The organism is Gluconobacter oxydans DSM 3504 (genome assembly GCF_000583855.1).
GTDB lineage: Bacteria > Pseudomonadota > Alphaproteobacteria > Acetobacterales > Acetobacteraceae > Gluconobacter > Gluconobacter oxydans.
Genome location: NZ_CP004373.1, coordinates 427,272 through 445,618, shown reverse-complemented (window position 1 = coordinate 445,618; position 18,347 = coordinate 427,272). Strand labels below are relative to the sequence as shown.

General features: G+C 60.7%; 13 protein-coding genes. All 13 read left to right on the top strand.

Features of this window, described 5'->3' with window-relative positions:
• Window positions 1–10: 10 nt before the first annotated feature.
• The 13 genes from GLS_RS02110 to rpoB all read left to right on the top strand — a co-directional run bounded on the left by GLS_RS02110 (window position 11) and on the right by rpoB (window position 18,287).
• Window positions 11–1,186, top strand: coding sequence for a BaiN/RdsA family NAD(P)/FAD-dependent oxidoreductase (locus GLS_RS02110; RefSeq protein WP_041112555.1), 1,176 nt, complete (start codon window positions 11–13; stop codon window positions 1,184–1,186).
• Between the two features lie 146 nt (window positions 1,187–1,332).
• Window positions 1,333–1,578, top strand: coding sequence for a hypothetical protein (locus tag GLS_RS02105; protein WP_024717246.1), 246 nt, complete (start codon window positions 1,333–1,335; stop codon window positions 1,576–1,578).
• Window positions 1,579–1,624: 46 nt separating this feature from the next.
• The gene (locus GLS_RS02100) at window positions 1,625–2,857 is read left to right on the top strand and encodes a DNA recombination protein RmuC (protein ID WP_041110864.1); all 1,233 of its coding nucleotides are present in this window, start codon (window positions 1,625–1,627) and stop codon (window positions 2,855–2,857) included.
• Window positions 2,858–2,921: 64 nt separating this feature from the next.
• Complete coding sequence (locus GLS_RS02095) at window positions 2,922–3,653, top strand: response regulator transcription factor (RefSeq protein WP_034954579.1); 732 nt, start codon at window positions 2,922–2,924, stop codon at window positions 3,651–3,653.
• Window positions 3,640–5,070, top strand: coding sequence for a sensor histidine kinase (locus tag GLS_RS02090; protein ID WP_080691870.1), 1,431 nt, complete (start codon window positions 3,640–3,642; stop codon window positions 5,068–5,070). The genes GLS_RS02095 and GLS_RS02090 overlap by 14 nt, the downstream gene beginning before the upstream one ends.
• 170 nt (window positions 5,071–5,240) lie before the next feature.
• Window positions 5,241–8,408, top strand: coding sequence for an efflux RND transporter permease subunit (locus tag GLS_RS02085; protein ID WP_041110862.1), 3,168 nt, complete (start codon window positions 5,241–5,243; stop codon window positions 8,406–8,408).
• Entirely contained in the window at window positions 8,405–9,697 is a 1,293-nt protein-coding gene (locus GLS_RS02080) for an efflux RND transporter periplasmic adaptor subunit (RefSeq protein ID WP_172491793.1), read from the top strand. The genes GLS_RS02085 and GLS_RS02080 overlap by 4 nt, the downstream gene beginning before the upstream one ends.
• Complete coding sequence (locus tag GLS_RS02075; protein WP_226986606.1) at window positions 9,697–11,367, top strand: efflux transporter outer membrane subunit; 1,671 nt, start codon at window positions 9,697–9,699, stop codon at window positions 11,365–11,367. Before GLS_RS02080 ends, GLS_RS02075 begins: the two co-directional genes overlap by 1 nt.
• 99 nt (window positions 11,368–11,466) lie before the next feature.
• Window positions 11,467–11,901, top strand: coding sequence for a 50S ribosomal protein L11 (rplK, locus tag GLS_RS02070; protein ID WP_008852418.1), 435 nt, complete (start codon window positions 11,467–11,469; stop codon window positions 11,899–11,901).
• Window positions 11,902–11,905: 4 nt separating this feature from the next.
• Window positions 11,906–12,598, top strand: a complete 693-nt coding sequence (gene rplA / locus GLS_RS02065; RefSeq protein WP_011251974.1) for a 50S ribosomal protein L1 — start codon at window positions 11,906–11,908, stop codon at window positions 12,596–12,598.
• A 308-nt stretch (window positions 12,599–12,906) separates the two neighbouring features.
• Window positions 12,907–13,431: a 50S ribosomal protein L10 gene (gene rplJ / locus GLS_RS02060; protein WP_041110860.1), complete on the top strand. Its 525-nt coding sequence runs from the start codon at window positions 12,907–12,909 to the stop codon at window positions 13,429–13,431.
• A gap of 68 nt (window positions 13,432–13,499) precedes the next feature.
• Complete coding sequence (rplL, locus tag GLS_RS02055; protein WP_041110858.1) at window positions 13,500–13,874, top strand: 50S ribosomal protein L7/L12; 375 nt, start codon at window positions 13,500–13,502, stop codon at window positions 13,872–13,874.
• A gap of 240 nt (window positions 13,875–14,114) precedes the next feature.
• Window positions 14,115–18,287 carry a DNA-directed RNA polymerase subunit beta gene (rpoB, locus tag GLS_RS02050; protein ID WP_041112551.1) on the top strand — a complete coding sequence of 1,391 codons (4,173 nt, stop codon included), beginning with the start codon at window positions 14,115–14,117 and terminating at the stop codon, window positions 18,285–18,287.
• The last annotated feature ends 60 nt before the right edge of the window (window positions 18,288–18,347 follow it).

Sequence of the window (18,347 nt, the reverse complement as noted above, 5' to 3'; positions counted from 1 at the left end):
AGCCGCCATGATGAACCCCGATGTGATTGTGCTCGGAGCCGGTGCAGCGGGGCTGATGGCTGCGGCAACGGCCGGTCAGAACGGGGCGCGGGTCCTTGTTCTGGATCACGGGCCGGAGCCGGGGCGCAAGATCCTGATTTCGGGCGGCGGCCGATGCAATTTCACGCATCTTGAGACCGGGCCCAACTGCTTCATCTCACAGAATCGCCATTTCGCGCGTTCCGCACTGGCGCGATACACGCCGCAGGATTTTCTCAAGCTGGTGAACCGCTACGGCATTGCCTGGCATGAGAAGGCGCGGGGTCAACTGTTCTGCGATGGGTCGGCCGGACAGATCGTGGACATGCTGGTTTCGGAGTGCCGAACCGCCAGGTGTGAATTGCGGATGCAGACCCGCATTCTCGACGTGCGGCAGGCGGAGCACGGCTTCATCGTTGTCACGGATGGGGGCGAGATCCGGACCGGGGCGGTGATCCTCGCGACGGGTGGTTTGTCCATTCCCAAGCTCGGAGCGTCTGACCTGTCGCTGCGGCTGGCGCGGAAATTTGGTCTGCGGATTGTGTCGCCGGCACCCGCCCTCGTGCCACTGGTTCTGGCGGATGCCGATCCGGAGCTTGCGGGTGTGTCGCTGCCGATCGTGGCGCGGGTGGGTAAGAAGGGCCCGCGGTTTGAAGACGGAATGGTCTTCACCCATCGGGGTGTGTCCGGCCCGGCGATCCTGCAGATTTCATCCTATCTTGAAGCCGGGGAGGCGGCGCAGATCGATCTTCTGCCCGGGCAGAATGCATTGAACGTGCTGCTGAAGGTCAAGAAAGACCGTCCGAAAGCCCTGCCGCCGAGTCTGCTGGAAGCACTGCCTCAGCGGCTGGCCCGCGTTCTGGCTGCCGGGCTGGGGGACACGATGCTGGCGAACCAGCCGGACCGTGCGATCAAGGCACTGGCCGAGCGTGTGTCAAACTGGCAGCTTCGCCCGGCTGGTACGGAAGGTTACGCCAAGGCGGAAGTCATGCGGGGCGGGATCGATACGCGGGACCTGTCATCCCAGACACTCGAATCCCGTGATGTTCCGGGACTTTATGCGATCGGTGAGGCCGTGGACGTGACTGGCTGGCTGGGCGGTCACAACTTCCAGTGGGCCTGGGCGAGTGGTGTTGCGGCAGGCCAGGCGGCGGCCGGACATCGCTAGTCGTTCACCCGTCGGGGGCGTCAGCATGTCTTTGCCACAGGATTGCCATCCTGACGTCCGATCACGCGGCAACCGATGAGGTGGCGATCCGTTTCCGCTTTTCCAATTCCGGTTTTCTGAAACTGGCCGATCAAGGACACATCGAAATGTCTCGTTCCGTTTTCCGTCATGTTCTGCGTGCTGCTGCCGGTCTGTCCTTTCTGGGGCTTGGCGCCTGTGTCGGCACGGCGGCGTCCGGTCCCGTCGCGCCGGGCACGCCGATCGCGGGGTATGGCTATACCTGCAAGGCGGGGATCTACACCTGCAAGATGCCGACGCAGGTTCCGCTGGGCGCGCCGTGCTCGTGCCCGGGTCTTGGTGCCGCATCTTACGGGAATATCCATCAGCCCTAAGACGCCGACCATTGGCCCCGTTGTGCTGAGGGGGTAGGACTGCGCCATGCAGGAGAATATTTCCGGAATGGCGCAGTTTCTTCCTTGGATCGTGGCGGCTGTAGCGCTGCTGGTCGCATTTCTGGCTGTTCTGCGGGGCGGCAATGGCGGTGGCCGGTTCGAGCGCCTGCTGGAGCGTGAGGCGCAGGAGCGCTCACAGGACGTCGAATATCACCGGGCGCATCTGTCGGAAGTCGAGCGGGTGCTGTCCGGGCGGCTGGACCAGTTCCGGCTGGAGACCAGTGAGCGTCTGAGTACGCTGGCGCGTAATCTGGGGCAGGATCAGGCCGAAGGACGGCTCCTGCTGTCCGATGCGCTGCGCGAAATGGCGCAGAGCCAGAACGAACAGATCGAGCGCATTCGTGCGACCGTGAACGAACAGCTTCATGGCGCTGTCGAAAAGCAGATGCAGACCAGCTTCCAGCGTGTGGTGGAGCAGTTCAGCGCTATGCAGAAGGCACTGGGCGAGGTCACGAGTGTCACGGCGCAGATTGGTGATCTGAAGCGGCTGTTTTCGAATGTGAAGACGCGTGGTGGCTGGGGCGAAGCGCAGTGCCGGGCCATTCTGGACGATATTCTCCCCGAAGGCAGCTACGACACGAATTTCCGCCTCGGAACCGCGGGCGAGAATGTGGAATTTGCGGTGAAGATGCCGGTGCGTGGAACGGAGACGCCGCCGCGGCTTGCGATCGACAGCAAGTTCCCGACCGAAGCCTATGAGCGGCTGTTGAATGCCGCGGAAGCAGGCGATGCACTGGCCGAACGTCAGGCCCGGCGGGAGCTTGAAAACGTCATCCGCTTTGAAGCGAAGAAGATCGCCTCCAAATACATCCTGCCGCCAGTGACGGTCGAATTTGCCGTACTCTATCTGCCGACGGACGGGCTTTATGCCGAAATCGCCCGCATGCCCGGCGTGATTGACGAGATCGGCCGGTTGTATCGGGTGATGGTGATGGGGCCGTCGCTTTTGCCTGCGATGCTGCGGACCGTGCATCTGGGATATGTCACGCTGACTCTTGAAGAGCGGACGGAGGCGATCGCCGGGCTTCTGGGGGCGACGCGGCAGGAGATGCTGCGGATGGATCAGGTTCTGGAAAAGCTGCATCGCAATGCCGGGACCATGGGTAACACGATCGAAGAGGCCCGCCGCCGGACGCGTGTGCTCGGGCGGCGGCTTCGGGCGCTGGACGGTACGGCCGATGAAATGGAAGAAGCCCTGGACGAACCGGCCGCTCCCTGAACATTTTACCCCTTTAAGACCGATTTTAATTGGATGACATGGGGGAGTGCCTCATGTGAGGATCATGACCATGACGTCCGTACAAGAACATGGGGCGCCCGAGCGCACTGTCGGATCCTCTCCCCGGCTCCTGCTGATCGAGGATGACGACAGCATTGCGGCCGAGGTCGCCGAGGAACTCACGACCCGTGGCTATGAGGTCACGCGTGCCGCGACAGGTGTCGAAGGGCTGGATCATGCCTGCACGGGCCAGTTCGATCTAATGATCGTGGACCGCATGCTGCCGGAGCTGGACGGCTTGACCGTCATTGAAAGCGTCCGGGCCCAGCGGATCAACATTCCCGTTCTGGTGCTCTCTGCGCTTTCGGCGGTGGATGACCGGGTGAGCGGTCTCAAGGCCGGCGGAGACGACTACCTCACCAAGCCCTTTGCCATGGAAGAGCTTGCCGCCCGCCTGGAGGCATTGCTGCGCCGTCCGACGGACAGTCGTGTGACGATGCTCCGGGTCGGTCCGCTTGAAATGGATCTGATCGAGCGCCGGGTGTTCCGCAACGGGCAGGAAATCGATCTTCTGCCGCGCGAGTTCCGGCTGCTGGAATACATGATGCGCCGTCCCGACACCGTGCTGACGCGTACCATGCTGCTTGAGGATGTGTGGAATTACCGGTTCGTTCCGCAGACGAACCTGGTGGATGTCCATATCGGGAAGCTGCGTCGCAAGATCGATGTGCCCGGCGAGCCGCCGCTCATTCACAGCATCCGCGGTGCCGGGTTCAGTCTGCGTGTCCCGGGCTGACCTGCGCCTTTCCGAACTTTTCCGGGCTGATCTTTTCCGGACGGCCACGTTCCGGCTGACACTGGCCTTTGTTGTGGCGATCATTGCGGGGATGGCGCTGCAGTTCGGGCTTGTTTACGGCCAGATGAGCGGATACGAGCAGCAGCGCTCGACCGATCTGCTCCAGCGTGAGGCGGCGCTGCTGGTTCACGAAACACCGGCCCAACTTGAATATGAAGTCCGCGAGCGCAGCAAGACCGATCTGCGCGTGATCCTCAACGGGGCGGCCCTGTTCGACATGAGCCGCAACCGGATTGCGGGTGACATCAAGAAATGGCCGGTCGGGCTTGAGGTCTCTCCCAGGACGCAGCGTCTGTGGGATGCGCCGCCGGGAGATACGCCCTACGAAATGCGGTATCTGGCCGTCGAGGTCGAGGGGACGAACGGCAACCGCGACCGTATTCTCGTTCTGGCCCGCTCGCTGCACATGGCCAATGAACTGCGTTACATCACCAAGCGTGCGGCGCTGATGTCCGTCGTCCCGGTCGTGGCGTTTGCCCTGATGGCCGGGATTTTCCTGAGCCATCGTGCGCTGGGGCGGATCAAGGACATGCATGAGGCGATCGACCGCATCATGGATGGTGATCTGCATGAACGTCTGCCGACCGGTCGCGAGCGTGACGACATCGAGCGGCTGGCGGTCTCGGTCAACCGGATGCTGGACCGGTTGGAACATCTGCTCGACGAGATCCGGGATGTGGGTAATGACATCGCCCATGATCTGCGGACCCCTCTGGCGCGGGTGAAAGCCCGGCTGGAGCGTGTTTCGGCCATCACGAATGACCCGGCGGCGCTTCAGGGGGCGATCGAGCGGGCGGCTTTGGATCTGGAACAGTGTTTTTCCGTCATCACGGCCCTGCTGCGGATCGGCGAAATCGAGAACGGTCGCCGCCGGGCGGGATTTGCCATGCTGGACCTGCGCGAACTCATGGCCGGGGTGGTGGATCTGTATGAGCCCATCGCCGAGACCGAAGGCGTCATGCTGGAAGTGGTGGATTCGGATGAGCCGGTGCCGCTTTTCGGAGACAAGGACCTGCTGAACGAGGTTCTGGCCAATCTCGTGGATAATGCGATCAAGTTTACGCCTGAGCCGGGAACGGTCCGGCTGAGTGCGGGGCAGGGGCCTGACGGGGCGACCTGGCTTCAGGTTGCCGATACGGGGATCGGTATTGCTGAGGACGAGCGCAAGGCCGTCATGGGCCGGTTCTATCGTTCGGATAAAAGCCGGCATGTTCCGGGAAGCGGGCTGGGGCTGAGTCTGGTCTCGGCGATCCTGCGGCTGCACGGAGCTTCAGTGGATATCGTGTCCGCCCATCCCGGCCAGCCGCTGCCCGGAGCGGTTTTCACCATTCATTTCGCGCCGCCGGCCTCTGTCTGAAAAGCGCCTGAATGTGTCTTACTATGTCAATGTTTGCCGTGTGTCTTGATATTTAAACAGAATTTTCCTTGTCGTCTGAGTCTCGATGGATATGACTCGGATCAATTTGCAAGGGGACACCCGTTGAGAATGACCGGACCAGGAAGAGCCCCAAGGGGTTGTCTGACCGCATGAATGCCATTGTCGTTACCGCGCTGAAGCGGCCTTATACCTTCGTTGTTCTGTCGATCATGATCCTGATCTTCGGGGTCAGGGCCATCGTTTCCACGCCGACGGATGTCTTTCCTTCGATCAAGATCCCGATCGTGGCCGTTATCTGGTCCTATACGGGTCTGATGCCCGACGACATGTCCGGACGTATCGTCTATTATTACGAGCGCGCCCTGACAGCGACCGTCAGCAACATCGAACATATCGAAAGCTCGTCCTATTACGGGCGCGGTATCGTGAAGGTGTTCTTCCAGCCGGGGACCAATACGGCGGTGGCGCAGACGCAGATCACGTCGGTCTCCCAGACGGTTATCAAGCAGCTGCCGAACGGCTCCACGCCACCGCTGATTCTGGCGATGGATGCGTCTTCCGTTCCGGTCCTCACCCTGCAGGTGAACAATCCGACCATGTCCGGGTCGGAAATCTACAATATGGCGTCCAACCTGATCCGGCCGGAGCTGATTTCCGTGCCCGGGGCGGCCATTCCCAATCCCTATGGTGGTCTGGCCCCGGACATCATGGTGGATATCGATCCGATCAAGCTGCTGGCCCACAGGCTCTCGCCTGAGGACGTGGCCGCGGCGCTGAACCTGCAGAACATCGTTCTTCCGGCCGGTGACCAGCGGATCGGCCAGCTCGACTGGATGGTGAAGACGAACTCGACGCCCCTTGATCTGGCGGTGTTCAACAAGATGCCGGTCAAGCAGGTCGGCAATTCCGTGATTTATCTGCGCGATGTCGCGTGGGTCCATCGAGGGGGGCCACCGCAGATCAATGCGGTCCTTGTGAAGGGCCAGCAGGCAGTTCTGATCGTCATCCTCAAGAGCGGTGATGCATCCACGCTGTCTGTCGTGAGCGGAATCAAGAAGCTTCTGCCGCAGGTCCAGGCAACGCTTCCGGCCGGGACGACGGTGAACATCCTGACCGATGCGTCGAGCTTCGTGAAGGAATCGGTCGTGGACGTGGTGCGTGAAATGATCACCGCCGCGATCCTGACCAGTCTGACGGTCATGCTGTTCCTGGGTTCGTGGCGCTCCACCGTGATCGTGGCGACGTCCATTCCGCTGGCGATGCTGTGCTCGATCATCGGGCTGAGTATTGCCGGGCAGTCCATCAACGTGATGACGCTGGGCGGTCTGGCGCTGGCGGTCGGTATTCTCGTGGATGACGCGACCGTCATGATTGAGAACATCGATGCGCATCTCGAGACCGGCAAGGAACTCGAGGACGCCATTATCGATGCGGCGAACCAGATCGTCATTCCGACTTTCGTGTCGACGACCTGTATCTGCATCGTGTGGCTGCCGCTGTTCGAATTGACGGGCATTTCCGGCTGGCTGTTCATGCCGATGGCCGAGGCCATCATCTTCGCAATGATCGCGTCCTTCATCCTGTCACGAACACTGGTTCCGACCATGGCGAACTGGATGCTGGCGGCACAGGTCCGGATGCATCGTGACCCGGAATGGCATAATCGCAAGCTGAGTATTTTTGGCCGCTTCCAGCGTGGTTTCGAGGCGCGGTTCACCAGCTTCCGCGAGCATTACAAGACGATCCTCGAGACCCTGATCTCGATCCGTGGCCGTTTCGTGACGCTGTTCCTGCTGGCGGCGGTCTCGTCCATGGCGCTGCTGCTGTTCATCGGGCAGGATTTCTTCCCCGAGATCAAATCCGGCACGCTGCAGATGCACATGCGTGCGCCGATCGGCAGCCGGCTTGAAGAAACCGGCAAGATTGCCGGACTGGCCGAGCGCCGGATCCGCAGCCTGCTGCCGGGCCAGGTGGTCAATGTCGTGAACAACTGCGGCCTGCCGTTCAGTCAGCTGAACCAGGCCATGATCCCGTCTCCGACCGTGGGCTCACAGGACTGCGACATCACGATCCAGCTTCGCAATTCCGAAAGTCCGATCGCCGAATACCGCAGGACGCTCCGCAAGGGGCTGACCAATGATTTCCCGGGAACCATCTTCACGTTCCAGCCGGGTGATCTCACGGCCAAGATCCTGAACTTCGGTCTGCCGTCACCGATTGATGTGCAGGTGGTGGGGCGTGATCTGAGCGACAACTTCCGCTTTGCTACGCAGCTCGCCAAGAAACTGCGCCATATTCCGGGTATTACGGATGTCTCCATTCAGGAGCCGATGACGCAGCCGACCATCATGGTGAACAACCGCCGCAGCTTTGCGCTGGGAACGGGCATCACCGAGCGGGACGTGGCGCTGAACGCGCTGGTCACGCTGTCGGGGAGTGGGCAGGTCGGTCAGACCTATTACCTGAATGCGCAGGGTACATCGCAGTTGATCGACGTTCAGGCGCCTGCGAACTATCTGCAGACCATGAACGATCTGGAAATCCTCCCGATCGACAAGGGAGACGGCAACCCGACCAACCAGACGCCGCAGCTTCTGGGTGGCCTGAGTGAACTGGTGCAGACCGGAACACCGGCGGAAATCGCGCATTACAACATCATGCCGGTCTTCGATATCTATGCGGCGCCTGAAGACATGGATCTGGGAACTGTCTCGCGGGCGGTGAACCGGATCGTGGACAACGAGCGCAAGCTGCTGCCGCATGGGTCGAGCATGGTGGTCCGCGGTCAGGCCGTGACGATGAATGACGCCTATGTCCAGCTGATTGGCGGCCTCGCGCTCTCGATCGTGCTGGTCTATCTGATCATCGTCGTGAACTTCCAGTCCTGGCTCGATCCGTTTGTCATCATCACCGCTCTGCCGGGCGCTCTGGGTGGTATCTCCTGGAGCCTGTTCCTGACCCATACCGCCATGTCGGTTCCGGCCCTGACGGGGGCGATCATGTGCATGGGAACGGCTACGGCCAACGCCATCCTCGTGGTGTCGTTTGCCCGTGAGCGGATGGATCATCACGGTGATGCCATCACGGCGGCGCTGGAAGCGGGTTATGAACGTATCCGCCCGGTTCTGATGACAGCGCTGGCGATGATGATCGGCATGATCCCGATGTCCATCAGCAATTCCGACAATGCGCCGCTGGGCAAGGCGGTGATCGGCGGACTTCTCGTGGCAACCGTTGCCACCCTGCTTTTTGTTCCCTGCGTTTTTGCCCTTATTCATTACAAGCGGCCTGCTGGGCCTGAAGGAGACCGCGCGTGAGCCATTCTGCGGATCAGGGGCAGGTGCCTCCGACAAACCATCCGGCACGCACGGGTTCTGGAACACGCGGCAAGCTCGTCCTGCTGGTGGTGATCCTGCTGGCGATCGCCCTGGCGGCCTGGGGGATCGTGCAGCGGGGAACGCATTATCATTCCCTGACCGGCGCGACAGAAGACGCGGCCATTCCGCCCGTCACCCTGATTGCGCCACAGCCGGGTCCGAAGACGCGGCAGGTCGATCTGCCCGCCAATCTCGCGGCCTGGTATGAGGCGCCGATCTACGCGCAGGTCTCGGGCTATGTGAAAATGTGGTACAAGGACTATGGCGCGCATGTGAAACGCGGCGATGTTCTGGCTGAAATCAGCACCCCGAGCATCGACGCCCAGTTCGAGGCGGCCAAGGCGCATTACAACGTCATTCTGGCGCGGTACAATCTGGCCCTGATCACGACCAAGCGCTGGACGGCCCTGAAGGGAACACAGGCCGTGTCGCGTCAGGAAGTGGACGTGCAGGCCGCCAATGCCGCCGCACAGAAAGCCGAGCTTGAAGCCGCGCGTCATGATGTGGACCGCTTCCAGGCTCTTGAGGACTTCAAGAAGATCGTCGCGCCGTTCGACGGGATCGTGACGTCGCGTCTGGTGAACGTGGGTGACTACGTGAACGCAGGCGGTGGCAATCTCAATTCACGGGGCACGGCGTCCGAACTGTTCTCTGTGGCTGATGTGCACCGCATGCGCGTGTTCGTGTCGGTCCCGCAGGATTTCGCCAGCGTCATTTCGCCGAAGATCGAAGCCGAGCTGACGGTGCCGCAGTATCCGGGAAGCCGCTTCCGGGCGACGTTCCTTGCAACGGCCAACGCCTTCAATGCCGCGACCCGTACGGTCACGACCGAGCTGACGCTGGATAACAGCGATAATCTGCTGTGGCCGAACTCCTATGCGACGGCACATATTTCGGCTCCCGGCAATCCGAACATTCTGATCCTGCCGGAAGGCGCGATCATCTTCAGGGCCGAGGGAACACAGGTGGCCAAGGTCATCAATAATCACGCCCATCTGGTGAATGTGACCGTCGGTATCAACTTTGGCACGACAGTCCAGGTCCTCAGCGGTATTACAAAAGACGACCGTGTGGTTGCCAACCCTACTGCTGATCTGCTGGAAGGGGATGAAGTCAAGATCGTCCCGACCACACCGGGATACAACACGCCGAGCAAAGCGCAGCAGGATGCGGATCAGCAGCCTGTCCGTCAGCATGATGCAAACCCTGAGGAGGCCGGATCTCGCTGATGAAACCGGAATGTTCCCAGTCATCCCCGCTCCAGTCATCTCCGTCCGCCACGGCTTCTTCCAGACGTAACCGCTCCAGATGGCGAATCACGACGGCTCTGGCTGGCGTGTTCTCCATCGGACTGGCGTCGTGTGATCTGTCGCCTGAATATCATCCCCAGAAATTCCTCTATCCCGAAGGATGGGAAGGGAAGGGGCTGATGGGCAATGCGCAGCCCGCGGATGGCGTTGTCCGCAGTGACTGGTGGACCATGTTCAACGATCCCATTCTCGATGGGCTCGAAAAGCGTATGCTGGCCGTCAATCCCGATCTGCAGGCCGCGGCGGAAGCCTTTACGCAGGCCCGCGATGTAGCCCGCGAGACGGAAAGCCGTCTGTATCCGCAGGTCACCGGCGCGGCTCACATGAGCGACAACAAGGGCTCCCTCGGCCGGCTGTATAACAACCCGGCCACGAGCAGCAGTCTCGTTTATGAGTCCAATCAGGCCTATAGCGGTGCTGCGACCTGGGAGCCGGATTTCTGGAACTCGATCCGTAACACCACGCGGATGCAGAAAAACCTGGCGCAGGCTTCGGCAGGCCAGTACGCGCTCGCCAGGCTGAGTCTGGAAGCGGAACTGGCGTCTGACTATATCGCCCTGCGCGGGCTTGATGCCCAGAACGCGGTTTATGATGACTCCATCCGCTACTTCCGTGCTGCGGTCGAGATCACGGAACTGCGTCAGGCGGGTTCGATCGGTGCCGGCCTGGATGTTTCGCGTGCGGAGACCCAGCTCTATTCCGCGCAGGCAGGCAAGAGCAATCTGATCGCCAGACGCAACATCATGGAGCATGCGATTGCGGTCCTGCTCAACACGGCCCCCGCAGGTTTCCATATCGCGCCCGTCAAGGACGTGAAAATGCATTTCGGGGTCGTGAAGATCAATGCGGGGCTGCCTGCGTCGCTTCTGGAACGTCGTCCTGATATCGCCATTGCAGAACGGCAGATGGCCGCGTCGGCCCGGGCCATCGGTGTGTCGCGCGCCGCGTTCTACCCGCATATCACGTTCAGTGCCGAAGGCGGTTTCGAGGATGGCGGTTTCGATCTCGCCAGCATCTCCCGGGCATTCTGGAAGATCGCGGTTCAGGCGGTCGAGCCGGCCTTTACCGGTGGTCTGCGGCGTGCAGCGCTTCAGCGCTCCTGGTCGCAGTACCGGAGCATGGTGGACAACTATCGGTCCGTCGTCCTGTCCGCATTCCAGGATGTCGAAGATGGCCTGACGCAGACACGCCAGTTCAAGATCGCACAGGATCAGCAGCAGAAGGCCGTGGATGCGGCCCTGCGCACGCAGAGCATGACCATGGCGCTCTATACGGGCGGCCTGTCGAACTATCTTGATGCCCTTGTGGCCCAGCAGGATGCCCTTCAGGCGCGTCTGGCCGAGGTCGAGGTCCAGACGGCGCAGGTCCAGTCCTCCGTGCGTCTGGTCCGTGCCCTGGGCGGTGGCTGGAGTGCCAGTGATCTGCCAGGCATCAAGCAGATCGATCCGTTTGGCCCGCTCCAGTACAAGGACCTGCGGACGCCGAAGCCTGTGAACGGTATCGACAGTCATGCGTCCCCGCTGGACAATGATCTGCGCGGCGATCAGGTGTCGGCAAATGTCCCGCAAGGCTTGACGGGACGGCCCTGACTGGTCTAGGGGTCCGCCTCACTTCGAACGCGGGAGGAGGAGGCGTGGCCGACTCCGTTGAACCGCGGTTCGGGAACGACAAACAGGGGAGTCCCGGATATGGCCAAAAAAGTTGTTGGCTACATCAAGCTTCAGATCCCGGCTGGTAAAGCCAATCCTTCTCCGCCGGTTGGTCCGGCTCTGGGTCAGCGCGGCCTGAACATCATGCAGTTCTGCAAGGAGTTCAACGCCAAGACGCAGCAGCTCGAGCCCGGCATGCCGATCCCGGTGGTCATCACCGCCTATGCGGATCGCACGTTCTCCTTCATCACGAAGACGCCGCCGAACACGTACTTCCTGCTGAAGGCTGCCAAGATTTCCAAGGGCAGCCAGACGGTCGGCAAGTCCGCTGCGGTTGGTTCCGTGACGACGGCTCAGCTTCGCGAGATCGCTGAGACGAAGTTCAAGGACATGAACGCCAACGACATTGACGGTGCCGTGCGCATGCTCGCCGGTTCTGCCAAGTCGATGGGCCTGAACGTGGTGGAGGGCTGATATCATGGCCAAGAACAAGCGTCTGACCGCCGCACAGGCAACTGTCGAGCGTAACAAGCCGTATGGTCTGTCCGAGGCCGTCGCTCTGGTGAAGAGCAACGCCAAGGCAAAGTTCGACGAGACGATCGAAATCTCGCTGAACCTCGGCATTGACCCGCGTCATGCTGACCAGATGGTCCGTGGTCTGATCTCCCTGCCGAACGGCACGGGCAAGACCCTTCGCGTTGGCGTTTTCGCCCGCGGCCCGAAGGCTGAAGAAGCCCTGGCTGCCGGTGCGGAAGTTGTCGGTGCGGAAGATCTGGCTGAAAAAATCCAGGCTGGCGAAATCGATTTCGACCGCTGCATCGCAACGCCGGACATGATGGCTCTCGTGGGTCGTCTTGGTAAGATCCTCGGCCCGCGTGGTCTGATGCCGAACCCGCGTCTCGGCACGGTGACCATGGACGTCAAGGGTGCCATCACGGCAGCCAAGTCCGGTCAGGTCGAATACCGCGCCGAGAAGGCCGGTATCATTCATGCTGGCGTCGGCAAGGCTTCCTTCGATGAAGCCAAGCTGGTCGAGAACATCAACGCTCTGGTCGATGCCGTTCAGAAGGCTCGTCCGACGGGTGCCAAGGGTACGTATCTGAAGAAGGCAGCCCTGTCTTCCACGATGGGTCCGGGCGTTCGCGTTGACGTTGCGAGCTTCGAAGCCTGATTGACAGGTGGTCTTCCTTCTGGGAAAGACCACCACGAAATGACGTCACGCCTTCGGGTGTGATGGCTAAGGGGTGGCCCGCTTCGGCGGGCTGCTTCCAAACCTGTCCAAGACCGCACGTGGACCTTCGGGGCCTTAAGGATCTTTCGGGATCGCGGGCGTCAGACGGGGCGACGGTATTTTTGTGGCTCTGCTGCGATGTGCTGGGTTCGCTCACTTCTGTGGACAGGCGAGCGGGACTGCTTCGAAAGAGGCGGTTCCATGGGTAACCTGGTTCGGTGAAAGCCGGACTGACGAGGAGACAGGTTTTGGACCGTACGGAAAAACGGGCCTTTGTTGAGTTCCTCGCCGATGTGTTTGGCAGCACGTCCATGGTTGTCGTCACCCAGAACAAGGGTCTGACGGTTGCCGATGTGACGGAACTGCGTCGACGCATTCGTGCGGCAGGGGCGACATACAAGGTTGCGAAGAACCGGCTGGCCAGCCGTGCTCTGGATGGGACCCAATTCGACGGCATCGCGCCGCTGCTCAAGGGGCCGACCGCGCTTGCGTGGTCTGAAGACCCGGCATCGGTGGCAAAGGTGATCGTCGAGTTCGCCAAGACGAACGACAAACTGGTGGTGCTTGGTGGCGCCCTCGGTTCCCAGACGCTTGGCGTCGATGGAATCAAGGCCCTTGCCGAGCTGCCGTCGCTGGACGAGCTGCGCGCAAAGCTGGTGGGTATGATCAATACCCCGGCCACGCGTATCGCAGGTGTTGTCCAGGCGCCGGCTGGCCAGCTTGCTCGCGTCTTTGGTGCCTATGCCAAGGCCGGCGAAGCAGAAGCCGCCTGAGAATAAAGGTCCGCGCTGCGGCGTAGGCCTTGAACCTGATCAACAGTACATCAATTTAGGATAAGACCATGGCCGATCTGGCAAAGATTGTTGAAGAGCTGTCCGCTCTGACCGTTCTGGAAGCTGCAGAACTCTCCAAGATGCTCGAAGAGAAGTGGGGCGTTTCCGCTGCTGCTCCGGTTGCAGTTGCTGCTGCTGCTGGTGGCGCTGCTGCTGCACCTGCTGAAGAGCAGACCGAATTCACGGTTGTCCTGGCTGACGCCGGCGACAAGAAGATCAACGTGATTAAGGAAGTCCGTGGCATCACGGGCCTGGGTCTGAAGGAAGCCAAGGACCTGGTCGAAGGCGCACCGAAGACCGTCAAGGAAGGCGCGTCCAAGGACGAAGCTGCTAAGATCAAGAAGGCTCTTGAAGACGCCGGCGCCAAGGTCGAAGTCAAGTAATTCACTGACTTCAGGCTGCTCCGTTCGCGGAGCAGTCTCTGCCTGGCAGACAGATGGGGCGGGGATCGCATGCGGTTCCCGCCCGATTTGCCGTTGGAGCAAAACGGGCGTATAGTGCGCGGCTCGCCACGTACTGAAAATTTCATAATGGCCGGTCGTTCCGGTCGTCCGCAATGCTGGGGCCAGTTTCCCAGTGCCGTTTACGGGCGACTCGAAGGTCTGGTGCAGAGGGCAGAAGAGATGAACGCGATCACCAAATCGTTCACGGGACGCAAAAGGATCCGCAAAAGTTTCGGGCGTATTCCCGAAATTGCGCCGATGCCCAATTTGATCGACGTGCAGCGCGCCTCCTACGAGGCATTCCTGCAGATGAACGTGAGCCCTGACAGCCGGCAGGATGCCGGGCTTCAGGAAGTCTTCCGTTCGGTTTTTCCGATCAACGATTTTGCGGGTCGCGGTCGTCTGGACTTCATGTCCTACGAATTCGAAGATCCGAAATATGACGTCGAAGAGTGCATTCAGCGCGGTCTGACCTATGCGGCGCCGCTGAAGGTCATTCTTCGTCTGACGACATGGGATATTGACGAGGATACGGGCTCGCGCTCGATCCACGACATGAAGGAACAGCCGGTTTACATGGGCGACATGCCGCTCATGACCGATAACGGCACCTTCATCATCAATGGCACCGAGCGTGTCATCGTCTCGCAAATGCATCGTAGCCCGGGCGTGTTCTTCGATCACGACAAGGGCAAGACGCATTCTTCGGGCAAATACCTCTTTGCTGCCCGTGTCATTCCTTATCGTGGTTCCTGGCTCGATTTCGAATTCGACGCCAAGGACCTGATCTATGTCCGCATCGACCGCAAGCGCAAGCTGCCGGTCACCACGCTTCTGTATGCGCTTGAGGGTGCAAACTACCTCGCGCAGCGTGAGCAGAAGATTGCGGAAGGTGGCGATGTCGAGGGTCTCGATATTCGCGGCATGGATCAGGACGAAATCCTGTCCTACTTCTACGAGGCCGTGCCGTTCACTCGGCTGGGTGGCGAATGGGCGCGTCCGTTCGATCCGGATGCCTTCCGTGGTCTGAAGCTGCTCAGCCCGCTGGTGGATGCTGACACGGGTGAAGTGGTCGCCGAGGCCGATGCCAAGCTGACCGCGCGTATGGTCCGCAAGATTGCGGAAAAGACCCGCGTCGTGCAGGTTGGTCGCCTCGATATTCTCGGACGCTTCCTGGCCTATGATCTCGTGAACGAGAACACGGGCGAGATCTACGGTGAAGCCGGCGAAGAGCTGACGGAAGACCGTCTGGCCGCGCTTGAAGAGATGGGGATTACGGAGCTTCCGCTGCTGTCCGTGGACGGTTCGCACGGTCCCTGGATCCGCAACACGCTGGCTGCCGACAAAAACAGCTGCCGTGACGAAGCCCTGATCGATATCTATCGCATCATGCGCCCGGGCGAGCCGCCGACCAAGGAAACGGCGGAAGCCATGTTCCATGGTCTGTTCTTCGACCAGGGTCGCTACGATCTCTCTGCGGTCGGTCGTGTGAAGATGAATATGCGTCTTGATGTTGACGCACCGGATACCCTGCGCGTCCTGCGCAAGGAAGACATCCTGCGCACGATCAAGATCATGTGCGAACTCAAGGACGGTCGCGGCCAGATCGACGATATCGACAACCTCGGTAACCGTCGTGTCCGCTCTGTCGGCGAGCTGATGGAAAACCAGTATCGCGTCGGTCTCCTCCGCATGGAGCGCGCCATCCGCGAGCGTATGGGTTCCGTCGACATCGACACGGTCATGCCGCATGACCTGATCAACGCGAAGCCGGCTGCCGCTGCCGTGCGTGAGTTCTTCGGATCCTCGCAGCTCAGCCAGTTCATGGATCAGACCAACCCGCTCTCCGAAGTGACGCACAAGCGTCGTCTTTCGGCGCTTGGTCCGGGCGGTCTGACCCGTGAGCGTGCAGGCTTCGAAGTTCGTGACGTTCATCCGACGCATTACGGCCGTATCTGCCCGATCGAGACGCCGGAAGGCCCGAACATCGGTCTGATCAACTCGCTGTCGACCTATGCCAAGGTGAACAAGTACGGCTTCATCGAGACGCCGTATCGTCTGGTGGAAGAGGGCGTTCTTCAGGATGGCTGGAAATATCTTTCCGCCATGGAAGAAGAGAAGCTCGTTGTTGCTCAGGCTGATGCCAAGCAGGATGATCAGGGGCGTCTGACGGACGAACTCGTTTCCGTCCGTCGTTCCGGTGACTTCCGCGTTGTGCCGCCGGATCAGGTCACAGCCTGCGACGTTTCGCCCAAGCAGCTTGTTTCTGTTGCTGCCGCGCTTATTCCGTTCCTTGAGAACGATGACGCCAACCGTGCCCTGATGGGCGCGAACATGCAGCGTCAGGCTGTGCCGCTGGTGAAGGCTGATGCCCCACTGGTTGGTACCGGCATGGAAGCTGCTGTTGCGCATGACTCCGGTGCGACCATCGTTGCCAAGCGTCGTGGTGTCATCGACCAGATCGATGGTGCCCGTATCGTGGTGCGTGCGACGGACGAGGCTGGTGCCACGCAGGGTGTGGATATCTACCGTCTGCGCAAGTACATGCGCTCCAACCAGTCCACCTGCATCAACCAGCGTCCGCTGGTGAAGGTCGGTGATACGGTTCATGCCGGCGACATCATCGCTGACGGTCCGTCCACCGAGCTGGGCGAACTGGCTCTGGGCCGCAACGTGCTCGTCGCGTTCATGCCCTGGAACGGTTACAACTTCGAAGATTCCATCCTGATCTCCGAGCGTATTGCCCGCGATGACGTCTTCACTTCGATCCATATCGAAGAGTTCGAAGTCATGGCCCGCGATACGAAGCTGGGTCAGGAAGAAATCACGCGTGACATTCCGAATGTCGGTGAGGAAGCCCTGCGCAACCTCGACGAAGCCGGTATCGTCTATGTCGGCGCCGAAGTGAATCCGGGGGACATTCTCGTTGGTAAGGTGACGCCGAAGGGTGAAAGCCCGATGACGCCGGAAGAGAAGCTTCTGCGCGCCATCTTCGGTGAAAAGGCCTCCGATGTCCGTGATACGTCCCTGAAGCTACCGCCTGGCACGACGGGTACGATTGTCGACGTTCGCGTCTTCTCCCGCCGCGGCGTGGACAAGGACGAGCGCGCGATGGCTATCGAGCGCGCCGAAATCGAGCGTCTCACCAAGGACCGCGACGACGAGCGTGGCATCCAGGAGCGCAGCTTCTACAACCGTCTGCGTGAGCGTCTGGTTGGCCAGACGGCCGGTGCCGGCTTCAAGGGCATCCGCTCCGGTACCCCGATCACGGAAGAGGTTCTGGACGAGCATCACCGCGCAACCTGGGCCAGCATCACGGTCACGTCCGACGAAGTCATGGCAGAGCTTGAAAAGCTGCGCGGTGAGTTCAAGGAAGCGACCCGTCGCATCGATGCGCGTTTCGACAGCAAGGTCGAGAAGCTGCAGCGCGGTGACGAGCTGCCGCCTGGCGTGATGAAGATGGTCAAGGTCTTCGTTGCCGTGAAGCGCAAGCTTCAGCCAGGTGACAAGATGGCCGGCCGTCACGGTAACAAGGGTGTCGTCTCCCGCGTTGTTCCGGTCGAGGACATGCCGTTCCTTGAGAACGGTCAGGCTGTCGACATCGTGCTGAACCCGCTGGGTGTGCCGTCGCGCATGAACATCGGTCAGATCCTTGAGACCCATCTGGGCTGGGCCTGTGCCAATATCGGCGCAAGCATCGGCGATATGGTGGACGAGTATCAGCGGACCGGTGAGCGCAAGCAGGAACTGCTGGACCGTCTGCACGAAGTCTATGGCGATGTCATCTTCAACGAAGATGTGGCGACCCTGCCGAACGAACAGCTGATCGAGCTTGCGAACAACCTTCGCAAGGGTCTGCCGATCGCAACGCCGGTGTTCGACGGTGCCTCCATCCCGGACATCGAAGAGATGCTCGAGAAGGCCGGCGTCAACAAGTCGGGCCAGTCGCAGTTGATCGATGGTCGTACGGGTGAGCCGTTCGAGCGTCAGACGACGGTTGGCTACATCTACATGCTGAAGCTGCATCACCTTGTCGATGACAAGATCCATGCCCGTTCGATCGGTCCTTACTCGCTTGTCACGCAGCAGCCGCTGGGTGGTAAGGCGCAGTTCGGTGGTCAGCGCTTTGGTGAAATGGAAGTGTGGGCCCTTGAGGCATACGGTGCAGCCTACACGCTGCAGGAAATGCTGACGGTGAAGTCGGATGACGTGTCCGGCCGTACCAAGGTCTACGAGGCAATCGTTCGCGAGCAGGACGATTTCGAAGCCGGCATTCCGGAGAGCTTCAACGTTCTGATCAAGGAACTGAAGTCGCTCGGCCTGAACGTCGAACTCGAGCAGAGCGGGCTTTAATTGCCCGCTCCCTCCTTCTCGCCACGGTTCATTTTTAAGGTGTCCGCGGGACGCCGCGGT

Coding starts and splice junctions, on each gene's coding strand:
- GLS_RS02110 (WP_041112555.1), top strand. CDS start 11: ATGAACCCCGATGTGATTGTGCTCGGAGCCGGTGCAGCGGGGCTGATG.
- GLS_RS02105 (WP_024717246.1), top strand. CDS start 1,333: ATGTCTCGTTCCGTTTTCCGTCATGTTCTGCGTGCTGCTGCCGGTCTG.
- GLS_RS02100 (WP_041110864.1), top strand. CDS start 1,625: ATGCAGGAGAATATTTCCGGAATGGCGCAGTTTCTTCCTTGGATCGTG.
- GLS_RS02095 (WP_034954579.1), top strand. CDS start 2,922: ATGACCATGACGTCCGTACAAGAACATGGGGCGCCCGAGCGCACTGTC.
- GLS_RS02085 (WP_041110862.1), top strand. CDS start 5,241: ATGAATGCCATTGTCGTTACCGCGCTGAAGCGGCCTTATACCTTCGTT.
- GLS_RS02075 (WP_226986606.1), top strand. CDS start 9,697: ATGAAACCGGAATGTTCCCAGTCATCCCCGCTCCAGTCATCTCCGTCC.
- rplK (WP_008852418.1), top strand. CDS start 11,467: ATGGCCAAAAAAGTTGTTGGCTACATCAAGCTTCAGATCCCGGCTGGT.
- rplA (WP_011251974.1), top strand. CDS start 11,906: ATGGCCAAGAACAAGCGTCTGACCGCCGCACAGGCAACTGTCGAGCGT.
- rplL (WP_041110858.1), top strand. CDS start 13,500: ATGGCCGATCTGGCAAAGATTGTTGAAGAGCTGTCCGCTCTGACCGTT.
- rpoB (WP_041112551.1), top strand. CDS start 14,115: ATGAACGCGATCACCAAATCGTTCACGGGACGCAAAAGGATCCGCAAA.